We start from the raw sequence: 22,170 nt of genomic DNA, 5'->3' as shown, positions 1-22,170 counted from the left end.
CGCCTCAGGCCTTGCCGACGAAGCGGTAGAGCTCGGTGTGGTCCGCGCCCGCGCCGAGCGACTCCGACGCTTCGGCGGTCATCGCATGCACGTCCTGCGCCAGCGCCATCGGCAGGCCCATCGCGCGTCCCAGCGCCGCGGCGATGCCGACATCCTTCGCCTGCAGCGCCAGCGAGAAGCCCGAGTTGAAGGCGCCGTTCAGCATGAACTGGTGGGCCTTGTTCTCGGTCGTGTTGTTGCGCCCGGTCGAGGCCTGGATCACGTCGACGATCGTGGCCGGATCGATGCCGAAGGCCTGGCCGACGTGGATCGCTTCCGCGGTGGCGATCAGGGCGGCGGCGGACAAGTAGTTGTTCAGCGCCTTCAACGCATGGCCGGCGCCGACCGGTCCGACGTGCGTGATGGCCTTGCCCAGCGTTTCCAGCACCGGACGGACGCGCTCGAAGGCCGGGACGTCCCCGCCCACCATGATGGCCAGCGTGCCCGCGACGGCCTTCTTGACGCCGCCCGAGACCGGCGCGTCGATCAGCGTGATGCCGGACGCGGCCAGGCGTTCGGCCAGGGCGCGGGTCCGGTTGGGATCGGCGGAGCTCATCTCCACGACCACCGCGCCGCGCTTGAGTTGCGAGGCCAGCGGCCCCACGACGGCGTCGACGATGTCCGAGTTCGGCAGCATGGTGATGAGGACATCGCAGGCCGCATAGTCGTCCGGGGCGCCGGCGCCACTCGCGATGCGGGTGCCGGGATGCGCCTCGGCGAAGAGGGCGGCGACCTCGGGTCGCGCGTCCTGCACGACCAGCGCATGGCCGGCGGCGTGCAGCAGGTGGGCCATGGGCGTGCCCATCATGCCCAGGCCGATGAATCCGATCTGTGTCATGGCCGCGGCTCCTCAGGCGTCCATCTCTTTGAACACCTCGGCAGCAACGCGGAACGAGTCGATCGCCGCCGGCACGCCGCAGTAGATCGCCGTCTGCAGGAAGACTTCCTTGATCTCGTCGCGCGTCAGGCCGTTGTTGATCGCGCCGCGCACGTGGAGCTTCAGCTCGTGCGGGCGGTTCAGCGCGGTGATCATGGCCAGGTTCAGGAAGGAGCGCGTGCGGCGGTCCAGGCCCGGGCGGTTCCAGACGTCGCCCCAGCAGTACTGCGTGACCAGTTCCTGCATGTCGATGTTGAAGTCGGTCGCGTTCTTGATGGAGTTGTCGACGTACTCGGCGCCGAGCACTTCGCGCCGGGTGGAGAGCCCTTGGTCGAACAGGGCCTGGTTCTTCGGGGCGTACGCACGGGTCATCGGAAACTCCTGGGAATTGGGATGGGGATGGGGATGGGGGTGGGGAAGTGACGAACGGCTCAGCGCTTCGTCGATGGCCCAATGTAGTCGGATTGTCTGACAATCTGACATTGGGAATGTGCGGATTGAAAGCGGGGCCGACGTGTTGTATGACAATCCGTCTGTATGAACATCGGGTGATCCGGACGTCCGGACATCGCCCGCCCACAGGTAGGATCCGGCCCATGAGCCTCGTGAAAGTAGCCCGGGAAGAGACGTCCTTGCGCCAGCGCGCCACGCAGGCGCTGCGCACCGCCATCCTGGACGGCGTGCTGGCGCCGGGTCAGAAACTGTCGGAGCGGGAGCTCTGCGAGAGCCTGGACGTCAGCCGCTCCTGCGTGCGCGAATCGCTGCAGCACCTGCAGGCGGAGGGGCTGATCACGATCATTCCGCACCGCGGGCCGGAGGTGACCAGCATCTCCCGCGACGAGGTGCGCGAGATCTACGAGGTCCGGGCCAGCCTCGAGAGCCTGGCCGGACGCGGCTTCGCGACGAACGCGTCGGACGCGCAGCAGGCGGCGCTGCGCGCCAAGTTGACCGAGCTGGCGCAGGCGCATGCCGCCGGCGACCGGGCCCGGATCCTCACGATCAAGAACCAGTTCTACGACATCCTGGTCGAGGGCTGCGGCAACACCGTGGCGGGTCAGATGCTGAAGCAGCTGAACAACCGGGTGACGGTGCTGCGCCGCATCTCGATGGCGCAGCCGGGACGGTTGCCCGAGACGCTGCGCGAGCTCGATGCGATCGTCACGGCGATCGAGCAGCGCGACGGCGAACTCGCCGCGCGGCTGTGCGGCGAGCATGTGAAGCAGGCGGCGGAGAACGTGCTCCGCAGCATGGGCTGAGCGCCGCCGCTCCTTCGGAAGCGGCGGCATCGTCGGGCCTCAGTCGGCGTACTGGCCCGACGCCTCGATCACCTTCTTCCAGCGCGCGACTTCGGTCTCGACGAAGTGCTTGTGGCCGGCCGGCTCCAGGCGGCCGTCGTTGACGACGCTGATGCCCAGCGCCTCCGAGCGCTTGATCAGGTCCGGGTCCTTCAGCGCCGCCTTGAGCGCGTCGTTGAGCTTCTTCAGCACCGGGGCGGGCGTGTCCTTGGGCGCGTAGAGCCCGTGCCAGACGGTCACGCTGAAGTCCTTCAGGCCGGCCTCCGACAAGGTGGGCAGCGCGGCCAGCGCCGGCAGCGTCATCCGCTGCGTGCTGGTCACCGCGTAGGCCTTGACCTTGCCGCCCTCGATCTGCGGCACGGCGTTGGTGGCCTGCTCGCACATGAGGTCGACCTGGCCGCCCATCAGGTCGGTCATCGCCGGGCCGGTGCCCTTGTACGGGACCGAGGTCAGGTTGGTCTTCAACGCCGACTGCAGCATCAGCCCGCACAGCTGCGACGCGGAGCCCACGCCGGCATGGGCCAGGTTGATCTTCGACGGATCGGCGGCGATGAACTTGCGCAGCTCGTCGAAGGTCTTGGCCGGCATCGTCGGCTTGGCGATCAGCGTGGACGGCGCCTCGTTGATCAGCCCGAGGAAGGCGAAGTCGTTGATGCCCTGGTAGGGCAGCTTGCGATAGAGCGACGGCGCGGTTGCGAAGCCAATGTGGTGCACCAGCAGCGTGTAGCCGTCGGGCGGCGCCTTGGCCACGCGCGAGGTGCCCAGCGTGCCGCCCGCGCCGCCGACGTTCTCGACGATCACGGTCTGGCCGAGCTTCTTGCGCAGCGCCTCGCCCAGGTCGCGGGCGATCTTGTCCGACGGCCCGCCGGCCGCGAACGGCACGATCAGCGTCACCGGCTTGTCCGGGAACTCGGCCCGCGCCAGCGTCGTCACGACGCCCAGCGCCACCGCGATGCCGGTCAGCGCCAGCCGTCTGCGGATCTTCTCCATGCGTGTCTCCTCGATGTCCTCTGATGGGATCTGTGGCTCTGCCCGAGGCGACCGCCCCGGCCAGCACCCATCATCGAGACCCGCGCCGCTTCACACCAATGCCGGATTTGTTGGCTTTGATGCCGCGCCGGCACTGCGGGGCGCTGCGCGACGCGCGCGTTCATGCGGCATTCATCCCGGGATCAGGTCGAAGCGCCGTTGTCTCCGGCCGCCGCCGTCCAGAACGTCTCCGCCGCCGCGCCCATGGCACCGCGGTCGCGGTGCAGGCGGATGTCGAGGTCCAGGTGCCAGTCCTTGTCCCCCGCGACCACCAGGCGCCCGGCGGCCAGGTCGTCGCCGATCAGGATCTTCGGCAGCCAGGCCACGCCGCGCCCGTCCAGCGCCATGGTGCGCAGCACCGACGCCAGGTGCGCGGTGAACACGGGCTGCACGTTGAGCCGGTCCAGCGCCGCGCCCTTCACCTCGCGCAGCACGCGTCCCAGCCCCGATTCCGAGCTGTAGGCGAGCAGCGGCACCGGGGCGCCCTTCTCCCCCTTGCCGCCCTCCAGCGGATGCGCCGGCCCGCCGGCCGCGTCGGGCGCGCAAACCGGCAGCAGCTGGTCCTGGCCGACGACCACGCAGGCGAACGCCGCTTCATCGAGCGGCCCCGCCACCTGCCGATGCCCGTGCGCGAGCACGAACTGCACCTGGCTCTGCAACAGCAGCGCCTCGCACTTCTGCTGCGTATCGGAGACGAGGTTCACCGGGCCGACGCTGGTGCGGGCCTCGAGCGCGCGCAGCCAGCGCGGCATGAACGAGAACGACAGCGCATGCGTCGCCGCGAAACGCAGCGTCTGCGAGCTGGCCTCCGCGATGGCGCGGGCCTCGCCCGGCACGCGGGCGACCTGCGCCTGCAGCTCCTGAGCGGTCTTGCGGAACCACAGGCCCGCGTCGGTCAGCCGCGCGGGCTGCGAGCTGCGGTCGAAGAGGTCCGTGCCCAGCCACTCCTCCAGCGCGCGGATGCGCCGGCTGAAGGCGGGCTGGGTCATGTGGCGCTCTTCCGCGGCGCGCGAGAAGTTGCCGCTGGCGGCCAGCACCATGAAGTCATCGATCCAGCTCAGGTTCAGCGTCATGGGGAGGGTGCGGCGGTCGTGACGGGGGAGTGGCGGCGCGGGGCGGTGCCCGCAAAGCATCAAAAGCTAAGAAAACTGAATTGGCCTCGCGAGGGGCCCGGCGGGATCATGCGACCCGTTCCCAGCCAATCCGAAGTGGAGTTCCCCGTGAAGATCGTCGAGATCCGAGAAAAGACGCTGCCGATCAGCAGCCCCATCCGCAACGCCTACATCGACTTTAGCAAGATGACCCTGAGCCTCGTGGCGGTCATCACGGATGTGATCCGCGATGGCAAGCCGGTGGTCGGCTACGGCTTCAACTCCAATGGCCGCTACGGCCAGGGCACGTTGATGCGCGAGCGCTTCATCCCGCGCATCCTGGAAGCGGATCCGGACTCGCTGCTCGACAGCCGCGGCATCCTCGACGCGCACAAGGTCTGGGACGCGATGTTCACCAACGAGAAGCCCGGTGGCCACGGCGAGCGCTCGGTGGCCATCGGCACCATCGACATGGCGGTGTGGGACGCGGTCGCCAAGATCGAAGGCAAGCCGCTGTTCCAGCTGCTGGCCGAGCGCTACGGCACCGGCACGCCGGACCGCAAGGTCTTCGTCTACGCCGCGGGCGGCTACTACTACCCGGGCCAGGACCACGGCAAGCTCAAGGACGAGATGCGCAGCTACATCGACCGCGGCTACACGGTGGTGAAGAAGAAGATCGGCGGCGCGTCGCTGGACGAGGACCTGCGCCGCATCGACTCGATCCTGAGCGTGCTCGGCGACGGCCAGAAGCTGTGCGTCGACGCCAACGGCCGCTTCGACCTGGACACGGCGATCGCCTATGCGAAGGCGCTCTCGAAGTACGACCTGTTCTGGTACGAGGAGGCCGGCGATCCGCTGGACTTCGAGCTGCAGGCGACGCTGCGCAACTACTACGCCAACCCGATGGCGACGGGCGAGAACCTGTTCTCCATGCAGGACGCGCGCAACCTGATCCGCCACGGCGGCATGCGGCCGGATCGCGACTGGCTGCAGTTCGACTGCGCGCTGAGCTACGGCCTGGTCGAGTACCTGCGCACGCTGGACATGCTCAAGGAACACGGCTGGTCCGCGAGCCGCTGCGTCCCGCACGGCGGGCACCAGATGTCGCTGAACATCGCGGCGGGCCTGGGCCTGGGCGGCAACGAGTCCTACCCCGACCTGTTCCAGCCCTTCGGCGGCTTCCCGGACGGCGTGAAGGTCGAGAACTCCCACGTCACGCTGCCTGATCTGCCGGGCATCGGGTTCGAGGGGAAATCGGATCTGTATGCGGTGATGAGGGCGCTGTCGGATTGAGTCCCGGGAGGGCCTCAGCGCCCCAGCATCACCTCGTGATGCCCCTTCCCTGCCGGGATCATCGGGAAGCAGTTCTCCGCCGGCGCGACGGCGACGTCGAGGAAATACGGCCCGTCGCTCGCCAGGCACCCGGCGAGCGCGGCGTCGAGGTCCTCGCGCCGCTCGACGCGGCTCGCCTGCCATCCGAATCCCTTCGCCACCGCGACGAAGTCCGGCATGCACGCGTTGTAGCTGTGGCTGTAGCGCTCGCCGTGGTGCAGCTCCTGCCACTGGCGCACCATGCCCATGTGCCCGTTGTTGCAGAGCACGACCTTGACCGCCGCCCGATGCTGGCGTGCCGTGGCCATCTCCTGCAGGTTCATCAGGATCGAAGCGTCGCCGCTGACGCAGACGACCAGCCGGTCCGGATGCGCCACCTGCGCGCCGATCGCGGCGGGCAGGCCATAACCCATCGTGCCGGCCCCGCCTGAGGTCAACCAGTGTCGCGGGCGCTCGAAGGCAAGGTGCTGCGCTGCCCACATCTGATGCTGGCCGACGTCGGTCGACACGATCGCGTCGCGGCCCGCCAGTTGCGCCTGCAGTCGCGTCATCAGCGCCTGCGGGGCGATCACGTCGGGGGTGTCTTCGAAAGCCAGGGAGCGCCGCGCCCGCCACGCGTCGATGCGCGCCCACCAGTCGGCGAGCCGCTCCTTCGGCATCGCGCGGCGCTCCAACGCATGGCGCAGTCGCGGCAGCAGCGCGCGCGCGTCGCCGCAGAGCGCAAGATCCGCGCGGCGGACCTTGTCGATCGATGCCGGATCGACGTCCAGGTGGATCACCCGCGCGCCGGGTGCGAAGCTGTCCAGACGGCCCGTCACCCGGTCGTCGAAGCGCGCACCCGCGCAGACGATCAGGTCCGCGTGGTGCATCGCAAGGTTGGCCTCCAGCGTGCCGTGCATGCCGAGCATGCCCAGCCACTGCGGCGACGACGCCGGCAACGCGCCCAGGCCCATCAACGTCAGCGTGCACGGCGAGCCGCTGAGGGCCACCGCCGAGGCGAACGCCGCACAGGCCGTCCCGCCGGCATTGATCAGGCCACCGCCGCCATAGAACACCGGCCGCTGCGCACTCGCGATCCAGTCCGCAGCCTGCTCGATCGCGCGCGCATCCACCGCCGGCATCTCCCTGAGCGTCTTGATCGGCCGGCTCGCGATCGATCGCGTCGGCGCCAGTTGCACATCCTTGGGCACGTCCAGCAGCACGGGTCCCGGGCGCCCGCCGCGCGCGACGTCCACGGCCTGGCGCACGCGTGCCGCCACATCATCCCCAGGACGCAGCTGCGCATTCCATTTCGTCACCGGACGCGAGATGCCGAGCGCGTCGCATTCCTGGAACGCATCCGTGCCGATCACCGCGCTGTTCACCTGCCCGCTGATGCAGAGCACGGGGACCGAGTCGCACAGGGCATCGAGCAGCCCGGTCGTCGTGTTGCTCATCCCCGGCCCCGAGGTCACCAGCACCACGCCCAGCCGTCCCGTGCTGCGCGCATACCCCTCGGCCGCGTGCACCGCCGCCTGTTCGTGGCGGACCAGGATGTGACGCAGCCGAGGCTCGCCGTGCAGCGCGTCGTAGAGCGGCAGCACCGCGCCGCCGGGATAACCGAAGACGGTGTCCACGCCGCAGGCGACCAGCGTGTCGAGCAGCGTCTGCGCGCCATTGCGCGCCATGACTTCAGGGGCGCCCAGCACGGCGCGATCGATCAATGCATTCATGCGGATCAGTATCCCGGGCCCTCCCCGGGAAGCGTTGCCGTTCTTGCCTTCTAGAATCGACGCCGCAGCAAACTTTCCTTCAATAGGGCCATGGATCAGGAAATCAAGCTCGACAAGTTCGACCGCGCCATCCTGCGGGCCTTGCAGCGCAACGCGCGCGCGAGCCTGCAGGAGGTCAGCGACGAGGTGGGGCTGACGACCTCGCCCTGCTGGACGCGCATCAAGCGCCTCGAGGAATCGGGCGTGATCGAGGGCTACACCGTCAAGGTGAACGCCGAGAAGGTCGGCCGACCGGAACAGCTGATCGTCCAGCTGACGCTGAACAAGCACACGGATGCCGCGATGGCGGAGTTCGCCCGACACCTCGAGGCGATCCCCGAGGTGATCGACGCGTACCTCGTGTCCGGCGACTACGACTACGTCCTGCGCCTGTCCGTCCGCGACACGCGCGACTACGAACGGCTGCTGCGCGAGAAGCTCTACAAGATCCCCGGTGTGCGGCACAGCAAGTCGAGCTTCGTGCTGCGTTGTCTGAAGGCGAGTTCGCTGCCGCTCTGAGGCGGGCCGTCACTTCGGCGCCCGCGTCTCCGGCACCTTCAGCAACCTCGTCATGTAGGCGCGCGACGCCGCCACGTGGCGTCGCACCGCCTCGCCGGCAATGACGGGATCGGCATGCCGGAGCGCCTGCAGCATCGCTTCGCCCTGCACCACCAGGATCTCGAGTTCGGGCGCCCACAGCGCCACCCGCGCGCGCCGGAAGGCTTCCAGCAGCCGTCCGCGCGACGCCTGCATGCGCAGCGCCTGGTCATTGCCGCCCAGGTAGCCCAGATGCGCCTGCAAGGCCTCGTCCGCCGCCAGCAGTTCCCGCACGCGGCCGAAGCGCGTGGCCTCCTCCAGCGGCCGCAGCAAGGCCGTCACGCTGGCCAGCGTCTGCGCCGAGCTGGCCCAGGCCGCCCGGCAGGCCCGCGACAGCAGCATCGACTGCAAGGCCTCGCGGACATCGAAGTATTCGTCGATGAAGCGCGCGTCGACGGCCCGCACCACCGCCCCCTTGTTCATCCGCATGTCCACCATGCCGTCGCCCTGCAGCTGCAGCAGGGCCTCGCGCACCGGCACGTTGCTGACGCTGTAGTGCACGCTCAGCTCGTGCAGCGTCAGGTGCTGCCCCAACCGCCAGCAGCCGTCCTCGATGTCGGTGCGGATCTGGTCGCGGAGCCGGAGATAGGTCGGCGTATTGATCGGCATGTTGATCGGCGTATCGATCGGGGGTGTGGAACGAACCATCGCGGCACTCCGTCCGGTGAATGTGGTGAATCACGGTTCACTCTACGGAGGAGTCGTCGGCTGTCGCCGCATTGAATCGGCCATGAATCGGCGTTTTTGCCGAAGCGCAATGAATGCGCAATGGGACATCGGATCGACTGCCTCATCGGCGCATTTGTCGCTCCGACGCCTACTGAATTGAGTCGAATCGGTCCCGAATCGAGGGCAGGGCCTGTGTCGTTTCCGCATCGGTGACCATCAAGCGCTACAGTCGCGACCGGGAGGTCTGCGACGCAGAGGCGAATGCCCGATGTCAAACACCCGAATGGAGCCCGTTGAATGGCCAAGTCCTTGAAGCAAGTCCTGTCCCAGATCGAGAAGCTGAAGAAGGAAGCCGACTCGCTGCGCGCGAAGGAGATCTCCGGCGTCGTCGCCCGCATCCGCGAGGCCATCGATCATTACGGGCTCACGGCCGAGGAGCTGTTCGGCGCCGGCGCCACCAGGCCGGCCGGCCGGGGCAGAACGGCCAAGGCCGCCAAGGCCTCCGCGGGTGCGCGCAAGGCCAAGGCCCCGCGCGGCGCGGGCGCCCCGAAGTACCACGACGGCGCCGGCCACACCTGGACCGGCGTGGGCAAGCGTCCCAACTGGTTCAAGGACGCCCTGGCCGCCGGGAAGACGGCCGAGGACCTGCTGATCGGCTGACGCGCTGATTGGCCGATCGATCGGCCAGCCGGGCGAGAGCGCCTCCCGGCGCTCTCGCCGACTCACCAGACCCGGCAGCGCTCCGCGTCGGGTCTCACCATCTTCTGCCCCGGCTTGCAGTGGAACGCCTGCTCGAACTCGGGCATGTTCACCGCGACGCCGTTGATCCGGTAGCGCCCGGGTGAATGCGGGTCGGTCAAGGCATGCACGCGCGCATATTCGGGCCGCGCGTGGCTGCAGTCCCATTGCGCGAAGCCGACGAAGAAGCGCTGCTCCGGCGTGAGCCCGTCGCGATCCGCCGGCTTGGGAGACATGTCCGCGATCTGCGCCTTCCACGCCGCGTGCGCCAGCACCAAGCCGCCCAGATCGGCGAGGTCCTCGCCCAAGGTGAGCTTGCTGTTGATGCGGATGTCGTCGACGACCACGTACTGCGCGTACTGCTTCGTCACGCAGGCGGCGCGCTGCTCGAAGGCCTGGCCGTCCTTCTTCGTCCACCAGTCGCGCAGGTTGCCCTTGGCGTCGAATTGCCGGCCTTCGTCGTCGAAGCCGTGGATCAGCTCATGCCCGATCGTGCCGCCGGTGTTGCCGTAGTTCGGCGCGTCGTCCAGCTTCGGATCGAACAACGGCGCCTGCAGCACGCCGGCCGGGAAATTGATGTCGTTCATCTGCGCGTCGTAGTACGCGTTGACCGTCTGCGGCGTCATGCCCCATTCGCCGCGGTCCAGCGGCTTGCCGATCTTCGCCAGCTGGCGCTTCAGCTCGAAATCGTTGCCGCGCATCACGTTGCCGGCGAAGTCGTCACGCGCGACGGTCAAGGCGCCGTAGTCGCGCCAGCGGTCCGGATAACCGACCTTGTTGACGATCGCGTGCAGCTTCTCCACCGCGCGCTGCTTGGTCGTCGTGCTCATCCAGCCCAGCGACTGGATGCGCGCGGCCATCGCGTCCTCGATCTGCCTGGTCATCGTCAGCGTCTTGTCCTTCAGGTCCGGACTGAAGTTGCGGGCGACGAACTCCTGACCCAGCGCCTCGCCGAGCTGGGCGTCGACCAGCTCGACACAGCGCTTCCAGCGGGCCTTGAGCTGCGGCACGCCCTGCAGCGTCTGGCCGAAGAATTCGAAGTTGGCCTGCACCGCGGCGCCGGACAGCGTCGGCGCCTGGCTGCTGACCAGCTGCCAGCGCAGGTAGTGGCGCAGGGGCGCGAGGTCGCGCTGGCGCAGCTCCTTCGACAGCGCCTTGAAGAACGCGGGCTCGGTGACGTTGTAGGCCGCCTGCGGGTCCAGGCCCAGTCCGCGCTGATACGCGGCCCAGTCGAAGCCCGGCGTCAGCGCCTGCAGGCGCGCGGCGTTCATCGGATGGAAGCCCTTGTAGGGGTCGCGCTTGTCGACGCGGCTCAGCGAGGCCCGCGCCAGCGCGGTCTCGATCGCCATCACCTGCTTGGCCTGCGCCCGGGCCGCCTCGGGCGTGTCGCCGAGCAGCTCGAAGCTGCGCGCCACGTGGGCGATGAACTGGCCGCGCAGGGCGCGCGACTTCTCGTCGGTCTTGAAGTAGTACTCGCGGTCGGGCAGGCTCAGTCCGCCGGCGTAGGCGAAGGCGATCACCCGCGTCGAATCGGCCATGTCCTGGCCCGACGTGAAGTGGAACAGCACGCGCTCGTTGTTGGTCGCCAGGTGCAGCGCGGCCAGCAGCGCCGGCAGGTCGCGGCGGTCCTTCAGCGCCTCGATGCGCGAGAGCAGCGGACGCAGCGGCGCGAGTGCATGGCGATCGGCGGCGGACTCGTCCATGCAGGCGGCGAAGTAGTCGCCCATGCGGGCCTGGCTCGCGCTGCGCTGCGGATCGGCGGCCGAGAGCTTGTCCAGGATGCCCCAGAGGTAGCGCTGGTTCTCGTTGGCCATCTTGGCGTAGACCGACCAGCGCGCCTGGTCCGGCGGGATCGGGTTGGCGGCCATCCAGCCGCCGCAGGCGTACTGGTAGAGGTCCTCGCAGGGATCGGCGCCGCGGTCCATCGCGGCGGTGTCCAGGCTCGGCGTGTAGGGCAGCTGGTCGAGCGGCCCTTCAGGCGCCGCGGCGGCGGCTGGGGTCGCTGCGGCGGGCGCCGGAGCGGCGTTCTGCGCGCGCGCGTCGGCGGCGGCGCCAAGGAAACGGCCGCGACAAGCGCGGCCGCGGCGGTGCGGGCGAGGAGGGGGAGGTCATGCTCGACGGCGGGAAGTGTGTGCTGCCGGGCATTCTCCGCCAGCCGCCCCTCCCCGCGGGGTGCCGGACGGCACCTCGGGTAGACCCGTCTTGGCAGGGGGGCCTGCGCGCGGATCAGCCCTCCTTGGGTCCGCGCACCAGCAGCACCGGCACCTCGGCGTAGCGGACGATCAGCTCGGCATCGCTGCCCAGCAGCGCACGCGACAGCCCGCGGCGGCCATGCGTGCCGAGCACGATGACGTCGCCGCCCCAGGTCTTGCATTCCTCGCCGACGAGGTCGCTGACGCGGGACGAGAGGCTCTCGCTGAGCTGCGTCGAGACCCGCAGGCCCGCCGCGACGACGGTGGCCGAGGCGTCGGCGAGCACCTTCTGGCCGCCGGCGCGGATCTGCTCGAAGTTGTCCGGCGTGATGCCGAGCCCGGCGCTGGACATCATCGCGAAGGCCTGCAGGTCCAGCGCGTGCAGCAGGCGGATCTCGCCGCCGCTGAGCTGGGCCAGCCGGATCGCCTCCGCCAGGCCGGCGTTGGAGGTGGGGCTGCCGTCGACGGGAACCAGGATCTTGGCGTACATGGTTGTCGCTCCATCGGATGGGATGAGCCCATGCTAGCCCCGGAAGCGCCGCGCGACACGGCGGACCGTGCGCGCTGCGCCGCCGGCCGTCACTGCACGCTGAAGGAGGCGAGCGCCTTCGGGAACTTGAACAGCCACAGGTGGGTGAGGCGGTCCACCTCGTTGCCGCGCGTCACGCGCGACAGCACCGCGCCGGCCGCGCAGACGCCGTCCTGGGCGATCACGCCGTTGACGTCGACCGTGCACTCGGTCGGGTCGCCGGCGACGACCTTGCCCTTGGCATCCACCAGCACCGTCTTCAGGCCGAAGTCGTTGTCGTTGATCAGCGCCAGCGTGCTGCCGTCGACGATCGCCAGGCCCTCGGCCTTCTCGGCCTTCCAGCCGGCGGCGTTCAGGTCCAGCAGCACCGTCTTCTTCAGCTTCACGACGTTCGCCCAGCTCACCGCCGAGGCGGTCACGCCGTCGATGCTGTTCTTCTCGAGCTCGATGCCGATCGCGGCGATGTCGGTGGCCGTGGCCGGCACCTCGACCAGCATCAGGAAGTTGCGCACCGCGCCGGTCGCGTCGGCCCCCTGCTCGATCACGATGAACTTGCCGTTGCCCAGCGACACCAGGTCGCCCAGCTTGGCGCTGCCGGTGCGGTTGCGGTCCCACTTCTCGCCCTTGGCGGCGAGCGGGTAGCTGAGCGGGTAGGCGTACAGCTTCGAGGTCTCGGTCTTCGGATCGAACTCGATCCAGCGCGCGAACTGCGCGAAATCGCGGACCTTCACCTTGTCGGTGGTCTTGGTGTCCTGGTCCATGTCGGCGCTGTCGACGACCTCGATGCTCTTGCCGGCGTTGTCCACCGGGTCGATCGGGCTCTGCAGGAAGCCGTGCAGCTTGCCACCGGCGACATCCATCGCCAGGCCTTCCATGCCGCGGTTGGGACGGCGGTTCTTGAGCACGTCCGGCAGCGTGCCGGCGGTCGTGCCCGGCGCATACCGCTTGATCACCTTGAAGGTCGCCGCATCGATCTTGACGATGAACGGACCGTACTCGTCGGAGGTCCAGAAGACCTTGTTGGCGTCGTCGTAGACCAGGGTCTCGCTGTCGAGGCCGTTGGCGTCGAAGGCGCCCTTGGTGCCGTCGTACTTCAGCGTGTCGGACAGCGGCACCTCGGCGCTGCTGCCGACCGCGCCGAAGGGCAGCGGACGGCCGGTGACGGCGGAGCCGTCGGCGTTCTTCAGCGGATTCAGCGCGGAGATGACCGCCCCGTCCTTGCCCAGCGTGATCACGCCGATCGACGGCGAGAAGCTCGGCGCCGGGAACATCTTCGTCGTGACGACGGCGCCGTTGTCCGGACGCGGCGCGCTCGGGCTGTCGCCGTTGGGACCGCGATCGGTGATGCCCCAGAACTCCAGCGCGCCCGCGGCGTTCTTGCCCTTGTAGACCAGGCCGGAGCCGACGGCCGGGTAGAAGCCCTTGGGGAAGTCCTTCTTCGCGTCGGCGTTGGCGCCCTCGTAGGGCACGTACTGGTTGTCGGCGGCCTTGATCTGGAACTTGGTGATCGCGACGGCGCCGCCGGCGGTGGCTTGCGTGGCGCTGCTCGTCTCGGTCCTGCCCAGCAGCGTGGCCAGCGTCGATTCGTAGTGCTCGACGGCGGCAGCGCGCCGCTTGTCGCTCATCGCGCGCGCCGCATAGGCCTGTCCGTACACGTCGGTCTGCCCGGCCGGCAGCAGCGCGGCGAAGGCCTTGTCGAAGTCCGCCGCGGCGGCGGCGAAGTCCAGCGTCTTGCCCGCCAGGGCGTCGTGCACCGCCGCCGGGATCCTGATGCCGTTGGTGGGATCGTCGTCCTCGTCCAGCGCCTGCAGGAACACCAGGCGATTGCCGAGCTTGTCGTCCGTCAACGCGGCGGAGCCGGCCAGGTCGCCGACGGAGATCGTCTCCCCGCACTTCGCGCTGCCCACGGCCACGCCACCGACGGTGAAGGAGACCGTGTCGCCGGTGGCACAGGTGAACACGCCGTTGGCGCCGGTCTTGCCGCTGGTCCCGCCCGGCGCCAGCGTGTAGCTGAAGCCTTCTACCGGCGCGTCGACCAGACGCGACTGGATCGTCGGCACCGTGGGCTGATCGTCGCCGCTGCCGCAGGCGGCGAGCGCCGCGACGGCGATCAGCGTCATCAGGGGCTGTCCCAGCCGGCGGATGCCGGCGGCCGGATGGACGGTCGTCTTCTTCATGTCGTGCTTTCGTGGATCGAGGAAGTGCGTCGCGGCCTCGCCCGACGGCACAGGGCGGCACGCTAGTCAGCGCTGATGACGAGGCTGTTAAGCGGCTTCACGAATCGACACGAATACGACACGAAGGCGGGAATTCCCCAGGCAGCGGATCAACCCCCGTCCGGAAGGGCGCCCGCGGGGCCTGCGAGGCGGGCTGCAAGCAGAAAGCCCCGGCGCCGCGTCGTCAGACGCAGTCCGGGGCTCCGGTCGGCGGGCGGCAGAGGAGGATCGCCCGTCGGCCTTGATCGGCGATCTGGATCAGCCGTTGACCTTGATGCGGTTGTTCACCGATTGCACGCCCTTGGCGGCCAGCGCCATCGAGCCCGCGCGGTCGCGCGCGGCCAGGTCCGGCGCGCTGCCGTCCAGCGTCACGTGGCCGTGCTCGGTCTCGACCTTGACGTCGAGCGCGCTCAGCTTCGGGTCGCCGGCCAGCGACGCCTTGATGGACGTCGTGATCTGCGCATCGTCGATGGCGGCGCCGGCCTTGTCGGCGGCCCGTTCCATCTTGGCGCCGGCGTTGTCCATGGCCTGCTGGGTGTCCTGCTTGGCAGCTTCGGACTTCTGCTCCATCTTGGAGATGCCGTCGTCCAGACGCTGGCCGGCGGTGCGGCCGTCATCCTCACGACCGCAGGCGGTCAGGGCGACGGCGGCCACCACGGCGGGCAGCAGCAGGGACAGGGCGGCGGGGCGGGAAGAGTGCTTCATGGCGAGGTTCCTTTCGCGGGTGCGGAACTTCCGCAAACAGTCCGCGGGTGGCCGCGGATCCATGACTTCACTCTAGGCAGCCGGCCCTGCGCAGCGGGTCGGCGACCGCCGGAAGCGCCGGTCGCCCGGCGTCCCGGCCGGACGTAGGAGCGGGCCTACAGTCGGAAAACCGCGCGGAGACACCCGACGACGGCCCGACTACAGCCCGCCGCCGGCCGGGGGCTGTCCGCCCTGCGCGGCGCCTGCGGCAGGCGCCGGCGGGGTCGAGGCCTCCGGCGGGCCCGACATGCCGGGAATCGGGAAATCGATCCGCGGGATGTCCGGCTCGTCGCGCTTGAGCGGCAGCCAGGCGCAGACCTCGGTGCCCTGCCCCGGCGCGCTGCGCAGCCGCAGCTGGCCGCGCTCGGCCTCGACGCGGAAGCGCATGCCCAGCAGCCCGTGCGAACCGAGCGCCAGGCGGCCGGGGTCGAACCCCTGACCGTTGTCGGTGACGATCACCATCGCCTGCGCGTATTCGCGCTTGAGCGTCACGGTCGCCGCGGTGGCCTGGGCGTACTTGGCGGTGTTGGTCAGCGCCTCCTGCACCAGGCGGAACGCGGTCAGCTGGGCGCTGGGCACCAGATCGACCGAGGGATCGAGTTCCACCGTGATCGGCACGCCGAGCCGCTCGGACATTTCGCGGCTGAGGATCTCCAGCGCCGGCACCAGGCCCAGCTGGTCCAGCGTCGACGGGCGCAGGTCCTCGATGATCCGCCGCTTGAGCGCGATGCCGCTGTTGAGCGTCTCCGTCAGGTGGTTGAGGCGCTGCATCAGGTCCGGCGCCCCGGCCTGGAGCTTGGGCCGCAGCCGCGCGACGTCGAGCTTGGCCGCCGTCAGCAGGGCGCCGAGTTCGTCATGCAGGTCGCGGGCGAGCCGGGCGCGCTCGTCCTCGCGCGCGGTCTGCAGATGGCGGGCCAGCTGCGTCAGCTCGGCGGTACGGCGCGACACCTCGACCTCCAGCCGGTCGCGCTCGGATCGCACCTCCTGCGCCTGCTCGGCGCGCTGGACGTCGAGCGCCCGGCTCTTGCGCACGAACAGCACGAACACGATCAGGCTCAGCAGCGTCATGCCGGCCACGCCGATGCGGCTCATCATCAGCGTGTCGTAAACCTGACCGGTGCCGAGCGCGATCCGCCGGTTCTCGTCGGTCAGCAATTCGGCCGAGCGGCGCCGGATCTGCTCCATCTGGTCGCGGCCGATGTCGGTCATCATGAGTTCGCGGCCAGCGGTTTCCCGGCCGTTCTCGTAGAGCTTGAGCACCTCCTGCAGCTCGCTCAGCTTGGCGCTGACGGCGCTGGCGATCTCCTTGCTGCGGCGCTCGGCGTCGTCGGCGCCGACCTGTGCGTACATCCGCTGCAGGGAGCTCAGGCCCTGCGAGGCGTCCTCGGCCGCGAAGCGGTAGGGATCCAGGTATTCCGGGCGGCGGGTGATCAGGTATCCCCGTTGCCCTGACTCCGCGTCGGTCACGCGGGCCATCAGCCGGAGCAGTTCCATCCGGGCCCGGCCCAGCGTGTCCAGACGGTCCATCTGCGAGACGGCGCCGAAGTAGGCCAGCTCGCTGATCAGGATCATCAACAGGGCCACGAATACGCCGAGCGGCATCGCCCACGTCTTGCGACCCAGGTTCGTGACGGTGTCCTTCAGGCTCATCCTCTACACTCCCTGAGCGATTTCGCTCACTTGACCATCGCCACCATGATCCGAATCGCCATCGTCGACGACCACGCGATTGTCCGCGCCGGGCTGCGGCAATTCCTCTCCGAACAAGTCGACCTGCGCGTCACCGGCGAAGCCGGATCGGGCCGCGAGGCGCTGGACCTCGTGCGCGCCGGCGAGCTCGACGTGATGCTGATGGACCTCTCGCTGCCCGACCAGAGCGGCGTCGAGACCCTGGCCGCCATCAAGGCCCGCAAGCCGGAACTGCCGGTGCTGATCCTCAGCGGCTTCCCGGAGACGCACTACGCGACCACGCTGCTGCGCCAGGGGGCCAGCGGCTACCTCAACAAGGAATGCGACCCGGAAGAGATCGCCACGGCGATCCGCACGGTGTTCCGCGGCCGCAAGTACATCACGCCGGCCGTGGCCGAACTGCTGGCCGAGGGCCTGGGCTCCCCGGCCGACCAGGCGGCGCACGACACGCTGTCCGAGCGCGAGCTGCAGGTCTTCCTGCGCCTGGCGCGCGGCGAGACCGTCGGTCACATCGCCGACGGCATGTCGCTGAGCGTGAAGACGGTGTCGACGTACCGGTCGCGCGTGCTGGAGAAGCTCTCGCTCAACACCAACAGCGAGCTGACGTATTACGCCCTCAAGAACGGGCTGATCGAGTAGCGGCATCGCCGGCGTCGCGGTGGGCCGCGTCGGCCAGGCCGCCGCAGTAGGCGAGCAGGTCCTCCAGCTCGGCCGATTTGTCGAACACCTTGTCGGCGCCCAGCGCGAAGCAGCGCTGGCGCATGTCCGGGGTGGCGTAGTTGCTGAGCACGACGCGGCGCGCGCCGGGCATGCGCTGGCTGGCGGCCTGCAGCACGTTGAGGCCGGTTCCCTGCGCCAGGAAGATGTCGATGATCAGCAGATCGCAGTCGGCATGCTCCTGCGACAACCAGTTCAGCGCGCCGTTCTCGTCGACCGCATGGCCGAGGACGCGCAGGTCCACCATCTCCTCGAGCGTCGCCACCAGGTTCTCCCGGATGACGGCGTTGTCCTCGACGAGGAAACAGGTGAGGGCGGCGCTGGCGGGCTGGGCGTCCATGGAAAGACTCGCGTACTGCTTGGAATCACAAGCGGGTACGCGCAAACGGACGGGTTGCCCAGGCAGACCGTCCGTTTGCGCGGTGTATCCAGGGACGGGTGGTCAGGCCGCCCTCGGACACACGATCGGTGAATCGCGTCAGCGCATCAGTTGCGGATCGCGATCTCGTTCTTGACGCGCTTCACGCCCTTGACTTCACGGGCCAGGCGTTCGGCATCGGCCTTCTCGTTGGCGTTCTTGGCGAAGCCGGACAGCATCACCTCGCCTTGCAGCGTCTCCACGTGGATGGAGCTGGCGTCGACCGACTTGGCCTCGACGAACTTGGACTTCACGGCGGTGGTGACGGCCGCGTCGTCGACGTATTCGCCGACGGAGGATTGACCGCGCGTCACGGCGCAGCCGGGCAGCAGGGTCAGGGCGCCCACAGCGGTGGCCAGGGCGAGAACGGTGGCTCGAATCATCATGTTGATCTCCTTCGATTGATGAAAAGGCTCGGACTCACGCGGCGTGGCGGTCTGACGACACGACAGCAGGGGCCGGCTCGGCGAACGTGACGGGGGCGTGATCCAGCAGATAGGGAAGCGCCGCTTCCAGACCCAGCACCGGTTCGTGGTCGCTGACCGCGGTCCATTGGACCTGGCACGCGAAGTCATGAACGTGCAAGGCGAGGGAATGGTGGTCGGCGATGCCCATCTGTCAGCTCCTTGTGCACCCCGTGGTGCGCTGGAATCAACTCTACGTATCCCGAACAGTCGACCCTGTCGTCCGCGTCCGCGATGTCTTGTAGGACAAGCGGAAATGGCAATGCCGACGGGTCGAATGAGGCGTTGTCCTACAAGGCGTCGCGCGGGCCCCCCACAGGGTGGGCGAGCCCCTGTTCTTAGGATGCAGGCATCGAACAAGAGACCTGAGACGAGAACAAGATGAACACCTTCACCGCCGCCGTTGGAAGCGCCGCCCTGGCACCGGCTCCCGCCCATCCGGACTTCCGTCCTTCCCATTGCGTGAACGCCGAGCTGCTGCTCTCCACGCCGCTGACGGTGGTGGTCAAGGCGCAGCTGTCCTACATCGACGCAGACGGCCGGGCGGACGTTCAGGAACTCGCCCTGGTGATCCCGCGCAGCCGCTGCGCCGGGGACCATCCTTACTGGCCGGCGCTGCTGTCGGCGGCGACCGAGCACTGGCAGCGCTGCCGGGGCTCGGCGCGTCACCTGTCCGCCTGCGTCGACGGCGAGTGGCAGACGGTGCTGACGGCGCAGACCACGCATTGAGATCGGGCACGCGCCGGTCTCCCTGAAGAGGCGGCGCAGGCCCCGGGCGGCTTCCTCAAGCTGCTCTAAGACAGGGCGCGGATAATCCGTCGCTGGCCGATCACCGGCCTGACGACGATGATCCGACGCCCTGCTTCCTTTTCCCCGCCGTTTTCCGCCCGCTCGCGATGGTCGCCCTGTCAGGTCTGGCCGCCACGTTGATGACCGGCTGCGGCACCTTCGGGACCAGCGCCGCCGAGCGCAAGAACTCCGTGTACCAGAACGAACGTTTCGCAGCGGATGAGACGTTCTCGCGGCTGTTCGATTCCAGCGTTCAGGACACCTGCGAGGCCGCGCGGCGTGCGCTGCTGAGCCAGGGGTACGTGATCGGCATCGCGCTGCCGGATTCGATCTCGGGCACGAAGCGCTTCCAGCCCGAGGGCGAGGTGCACGTCGAGATCAGCTTCACGGTGGTGTGCGTGCCGGAGGGCGGCAGCGGCAAGCTCGCGACGGCGTACGTGTCGGCGCTGCAGGACCGCTACAACGTCAAGCGCAGCGCGAACTCCACCAGCCTGGGCGTGAGCGCGATCGGCTCGATCTCGGTGCCGCTGTCGTCGACGTCGGAATCGCTGGTCAAGGTCGCCTCCGAAACCATCCCCGCCGGACAGTTCTACGACCGGTTCTTCGCGTTGATGCAGCGCCTGATCACGCAGCAGGGGACGGAGGACACGAGCGATCTGGACAAGACGGGCGGTTAGGGCGCTTCAGAATCGAAAGAGGGCGCCTCGATGAGCGCCCTTTGACGAATCACAGGTGACAACCCACCTACGGGTGGGCTATCTCCCCCATTCACTGTGGCGTCGATGCCTGCGGCTTTACTGCGGTCCTGGTCTTATCGATGACGAGGCCGCGGCGCTCCAGCAGCGGCTGGATCTGCGGCTCGTGGCCGACGACGCCGCGGAACAGCGTCAGCGCATCCTGGCTGCCGCCTTGCGACAGCAGCTTGGCGCGGAACGCGTCGCCCAGCTCGCGCTTCAGGCCGCCGTTGGCCTTGAACCACTGCACCGTGTTGGCGTCGAGCACCTCCGACCAGACATACGCGTAGTAGCCGGCCGCGTAGCCGCCCATGATGTGGCTGAAGTAAGGCGTGCGGTAGCGCGGCGGCACCGCGTCGTAGTCGTAGCCTTCCTCGCGCAGCGCCTTGGCCTCGAAGGCCATCACGCCGTCGGCGCCGGGCACCTGGTCCAGCGGCAGCTGGTGCCAGCGCTGGTCCAGGCTCGCGGCGCTGAGGTATTCCGTCGTCGCGAAGCCCTGGTTGAACTGCTTGGCCGCCAGCACCTTGTCCAGCAAGGCGCGCGGCATCGGCTGTCCGGTCTTGTAGTGCTTCGCGTAGTTGGCCAGCACGCTCGGCCAGTCCGCCCACATCTCGTTGACCTGCGACGGGTACTCGACGAAGTCGCGCGGCACCTTGGTGCCGGCCATGCTCGGGTACTTCACGTTCGAGAACATGCCGTGCAGCGCATGCCCGAACTCGTGGAACATCGTCGTCACCTCATCCCACGTCAGCAGCGTCGGCTTGCCGTCCGCCGGCTTCGGGATGTTGAGGTGATTCGCCACCACCGGCTTCTGGTTCATCAGCCCGCTCTGGTCGACGTAGGCGTTCATCCACGCACCGCCGCGCTTGGACGGCCGCGCGTACATGTCGGCGATGAAGATGGACAGCTGCGAGCCGTCGGCGTTGAACACGTCGTAGACCAGCACGTCCGGGTGGTAGACCGGCAGGTCGTGACGCTGCTTGAATTTCAGGCCGTACAGCTGTCCGGCCGCATAGAACACGCCGTTCTCCAGCACGTTCTTCATCTCGAGGTAGGGCTTGAGTTGCGACTCGTCGAAGCCGTACTTCTCGGCCCGCAGCTTCTCGCTGTAGAAGCTCCAGTCCCAGGCCGCCAGCTGAAAGGACGGCTCCTTCTTCGCCTTCTGCTCGCGGTCGATGATGGCCTGCAGCTCCGCGCCCTCGCGGCGCGCGGCACCGACCGCCGCCGGCGCCAGCTGGCGCAGCATGCCGTTGACGGCCTGCTGGTTGCGGGCGGTCTCGTCCTTCAGCACGAAGTCCGCATGCGTCGCGAAGCCCAGCAGCTTCGCGCGCTCGGCACGCAGCGAGACGACGCGCGACACCAGCGCGGTGTTGTCGTAGGCGTTGCCGCGCGAGCCGCGCACCACCGAGGCCTCGTGGATGCGCTGGCGCAGCGCGCGGTTCTCCAGCTGCGCCAGCACCGGCTGGCCGGTCGTGTTCAGCAGCGCGATCAGGTATTTGCCGTCCAGGCCGCGTTCCTTCGCCGCCGCGGCCGCAGCGGAGATCTGCTCGTCGCTCAGGCCCTTGAGCTCGTCGACGCTGTCGACGGTCACCGCCGAGTCGTTGACCTCGGCCAGCACGTTCTGGTTGAAGCGCGCGCCCAGCTGCGCCATCTCGGCGTTGATGGCCTTCATGCGGGCCTTGCCGTCCTCGTCCAGCTTCGCGCCGGCGCGCAGGAACTGGTTGTACTGGCGCTCGATCAGGCGCTGCTCCTGCGCGCCCAGGCCGAGCGACGCGCGACGCTGGTACAGCGACTCGATGCGCGCGAACAGCGTCGGGTTCAGCTGGATCGCGTCGCGGTGCGCGGCCAGCTTCGTCGCGTAGTCGGCCTGCAGCTTCAGGCGCGCGGGGTTGGCGTCGGCGCCGGTCAGGCTCATCAGCAGCGTGGTCGCCCGGCCCAGCGTGCGGCCGCCGCGCTCGAGCGCGACGATGGTGTTGTCGAAGGTCGGTGCCGCGGGGTTGTTCGCGATGGCGGCGACCTCGGCCAGCTGCTCGCTCATGCCCTGGTCGATCGCGGGGCCGATGTCGGCATCGGAGATCTTGTCGAAGGGCGGGTACTGCAGTGGCAGCGTGCTCGGCGCGAGCAGCAGGTTCGAGACGGCGGAGGCATCAGCCGCGGACGCGCTGGTCGAAGCGGCGGGCGCGGCGGGCGCGGCCGTCTGGGCCATCACGGGAGCGGCGAGGGCCACGGTGGCGGCCAGGACGAAGGGAATCCTCATGGG

Annotated in this window: 22 protein-coding genes; 7 read left to right on the top strand and 15 right to left on the bottom strand. The window is 68.9% G+C overall.

Annotated elements, in window-relative coordinates; genetic code table 11:
• Positions 1-4 precede the first annotated feature (4 nt).
• Both ACQ86G_RS07365 and pcaC read right to left on the bottom strand, forming a co-directional pair.
• Positions 5-877, bottom strand: coding sequence for an NAD(P)-dependent oxidoreductase (locus ACQ86G_RS07365; RefSeq protein ID WP_431259974.1), 873 nt, complete (start codon positions 875-877; stop codon positions 5-7).
• A 12-nt stretch (positions 878-889) separates the two neighbouring features.
• The gene (gene pcaC / locus ACQ86G_RS07360) at positions 890-1,288 is read right to left on the bottom strand and encodes a 4-carboxymuconolactone decarboxylase (RefSeq protein ID WP_067280375.1); all 399 of its coding nucleotides are present in this window, start codon (positions 1,286-1,288) and stop codon (positions 890-892) included.
• 224 nt (positions 1,289-1,512) lie between these two features.
• Between pcaC and ACQ86G_RS07355 the strand changes: the two genes are divergently transcribed.
• On the top strand, positions 1,513-2,172 hold the full coding sequence (locus ACQ86G_RS07355; protein ID WP_431259973.1) for a GntR family transcriptional regulator: 660 nt from the start codon (positions 1,513-1,515) through the stop codon (positions 2,170-2,172).
• 39 nt (positions 2,173-2,211) lie between these two features.
• Here the strand turns inward: ACQ86G_RS07355 and ACQ86G_RS07350 are convergent, their stop codons facing one another.
• Both ACQ86G_RS07350 and ACQ86G_RS07345 read right to left on the bottom strand, forming a co-directional pair.
• Positions 2,212-3,201 (bottom strand): tripartite tricarboxylate transporter substrate-binding protein, encoded by a 990-nt coding sequence (locus ACQ86G_RS07350; RefSeq protein WP_431259972.1) that lies wholly within the window; start codon positions 3,199-3,201, stop codon positions 2,212-2,214.
• Between the two features lie 182 nt (positions 3,202-3,383).
• A complete protein-coding gene (locus ACQ86G_RS07345) occupies positions 3,384-4,313 on the bottom strand; it encodes a LysR substrate-binding domain-containing protein (protein ID WP_431259971.1) in 930 nt (309 codons plus the stop codon).
• 147 nt (positions 4,314-4,460) lie between these two features.
• On the opposite strand from ACQ86G_RS07345, the gene ACQ86G_RS07340 reads away from it, so the two are divergent.
• A complete protein-coding gene (locus ACQ86G_RS07340) occupies positions 4,461-5,624 on the top strand; it encodes a mandelate racemase/muconate lactonizing enzyme family protein (RefSeq protein WP_431259970.1) in 1,164 nt (387 codons plus the stop codon).
• A 14-nt stretch (positions 5,625-5,638) separates the two neighbouring features.
• Here ACQ86G_RS07340 and ilvB read toward each other — a convergent pair whose 3' ends face one another.
• Positions 5,639-7,375 (bottom strand): biosynthetic-type acetolactate synthase large subunit, encoded by a 1,737-nt coding sequence (ilvB, locus tag ACQ86G_RS07335; RefSeq protein WP_431259969.1) that lies wholly within the window; start codon positions 7,373-7,375, stop codon positions 5,639-5,641.
• 90 nt (positions 7,376-7,465) lie between these two features.
• Here ilvB and ACQ86G_RS07330 point away from each other — a divergent pair, with 90 nt between their 5' ends.
• Entirely contained in the window at positions 7,466-7,933 is a 468-nt protein-coding gene (locus tag ACQ86G_RS07330; RefSeq protein WP_431259968.1) for an Lrp/AsnC family transcriptional regulator, read from the top strand.
• Positions 7,934-7,942: 9 nt separating this feature from the next.
• Here the strand turns inward: ACQ86G_RS07330 and ACQ86G_RS07325 are convergent, their stop codons facing one another.
• Complete coding sequence (locus tag ACQ86G_RS07325) at positions 7,943-8,659, bottom strand: GntR family transcriptional regulator (RefSeq protein WP_431259967.1); 717 nt, start codon at positions 8,657-8,659, stop codon at positions 7,943-7,945.
• 318 nt (positions 8,660-8,977) lie between these two features.
• On the opposite strand from ACQ86G_RS07325, the gene ACQ86G_RS07320 reads away from it, so the two are divergent.
• Positions 8,978-9,340 (top strand): H-NS family nucleoid-associated regulatory protein, encoded by a 363-nt coding sequence (locus tag ACQ86G_RS07320; RefSeq protein ID WP_431259966.1) that lies wholly within the window; start codon positions 8,978-8,980, stop codon positions 9,338-9,340.
• Positions 9,341-9,402: 62 nt separating this feature from the next.
• On the opposite strand, the gene ACQ86G_RS07315 is transcribed toward ACQ86G_RS07320, so the two are convergent.
• The 5 genes from ACQ86G_RS07315 to ACQ86G_RS07295 all read right to left on the bottom strand — a co-directional run bounded on the left by ACQ86G_RS07315 (position 9,403) and on the right by ACQ86G_RS07295 (position 16,749).
• A complete protein-coding gene (locus ACQ86G_RS07315) occupies positions 9,403-11,343 on the bottom strand; it encodes a M13 family metallopeptidase (protein WP_431259965.1) in 1,941 nt (646 codons plus the stop codon).
• Between the two features lie 301 nt (positions 11,344-11,644).
• Positions 11,645-12,100, bottom strand: a complete 456-nt coding sequence (locus ACQ86G_RS07310; RefSeq protein ID WP_431259964.1) for a universal stress protein — start codon at positions 12,098-12,100, stop codon at positions 11,645-11,647.
• Between the two features lie 89 nt (positions 12,101-12,189).
• A complete protein-coding gene (locus ACQ86G_RS07305) occupies positions 12,190-14,316 on the bottom strand; it encodes an esterase-like activity of phytase family protein (protein WP_431259963.1) in 2,127 nt (708 codons plus the stop codon).
• 297 nt (positions 14,317-14,613) lie between these two features.
• A complete protein-coding gene (locus ACQ86G_RS07300) occupies positions 14,614-15,060 on the bottom strand; it encodes a BON domain-containing protein (protein WP_431259962.1) in 447 nt (148 codons plus the stop codon).
• Positions 15,061-15,258: 198 nt separating this feature from the next.
• Positions 15,259-16,749, bottom strand: coding sequence for a CHASE3 domain-containing protein (locus ACQ86G_RS07295; RefSeq protein ID WP_431259961.1), 1,491 nt, complete (start codon positions 16,747-16,749; stop codon positions 15,259-15,261).
• 45 nt (positions 16,750-16,794) lie between these two features.
• On the opposite strand from ACQ86G_RS07295, the gene ACQ86G_RS07290 reads away from it, so the two are divergent.
• Positions 16,795-17,427, top strand: a complete 633-nt coding sequence (locus tag ACQ86G_RS07290; RefSeq protein ID WP_067283393.1) for a response regulator — start codon at positions 16,795-16,797, stop codon at positions 17,425-17,427.
• Here the strand turns inward: ACQ86G_RS07290 and ACQ86G_RS07285 are convergent.
• The 3 genes from ACQ86G_RS07285 to ACQ86G_RS07275 all read right to left on the bottom strand — a co-directional run bounded on the left by ACQ86G_RS07285 (position 17,405) and on the right by ACQ86G_RS07275 (position 18,538).
• Positions 17,405-17,845, bottom strand: a complete 441-nt coding sequence (locus ACQ86G_RS07285; RefSeq protein WP_431259960.1) for a response regulator transcription factor — start codon at positions 17,843-17,845, stop codon at positions 17,405-17,407. The genes ACQ86G_RS07290 and ACQ86G_RS07285 overlap by 23 nt on opposite strands.
• Positions 17,846-17,991: 146 nt before the next feature.
• Positions 17,992-18,306 (bottom strand): BON domain-containing protein, encoded by a 315-nt coding sequence (locus ACQ86G_RS07280; protein ID WP_231993337.1) that lies wholly within the window; start codon positions 18,304-18,306, stop codon positions 17,992-17,994.
• A 37-nt stretch (positions 18,307-18,343) separates the two neighbouring features.
• The gene (locus ACQ86G_RS07275) at positions 18,344-18,538 is read right to left on the bottom strand and encodes a hypothetical protein (protein ID WP_431259959.1); all 195 of its coding nucleotides are present in this window, start codon (positions 18,536-18,538) and stop codon (positions 18,344-18,346) included.
• A gap of 230 nt (positions 18,539-18,768) precedes the next feature.
• Here ACQ86G_RS07275 and ACQ86G_RS07270 point away from each other — a divergent pair, with 230 nt between their 5' ends.
• The gene (locus ACQ86G_RS07270; RefSeq protein WP_067280325.1) at positions 18,769-19,116 is read left to right on the top strand and encodes a hypothetical protein; all 348 of its coding nucleotides are present in this window, start codon (positions 18,769-18,771) and stop codon (positions 19,114-19,116) included.
• Positions 19,117-19,283: 167 nt separating this feature from the next.
• Positions 19,284-19,853, top strand: coding sequence for a DUF2242 domain-containing protein (locus ACQ86G_RS07265; RefSeq protein ID WP_431259958.1), 570 nt, complete (start codon positions 19,284-19,286; stop codon positions 19,851-19,853).
• 91 nt (positions 19,854-19,944) lie between these two features.
• On the opposite strand, the gene ACQ86G_RS07260 is transcribed toward ACQ86G_RS07265, so the two are convergent.
• Positions 19,945-22,167 (bottom strand): M3 family metallopeptidase, encoded by a 2,223-nt coding sequence (locus ACQ86G_RS07260; RefSeq protein ID WP_431259957.1) that lies wholly within the window; start codon positions 22,165-22,167, stop codon positions 19,945-19,947.
• Positions 22,168-22,170 lie beyond the last annotated feature (3 nt).

It is taken from the genome of Roseateles chitinivorans (assembly GCF_050632145.1).
Classification (GTDB): domain Bacteria; phylum Pseudomonadota; class Gammaproteobacteria; order Burkholderiales; family Burkholderiaceae_C; genus Roseateles; species Roseateles chitinivorans_B.
The sequence above is the reverse complement of the archived record's forward strand: the minus strand, read 5'-3'. Positions and strand labels throughout refer to the sequence as shown.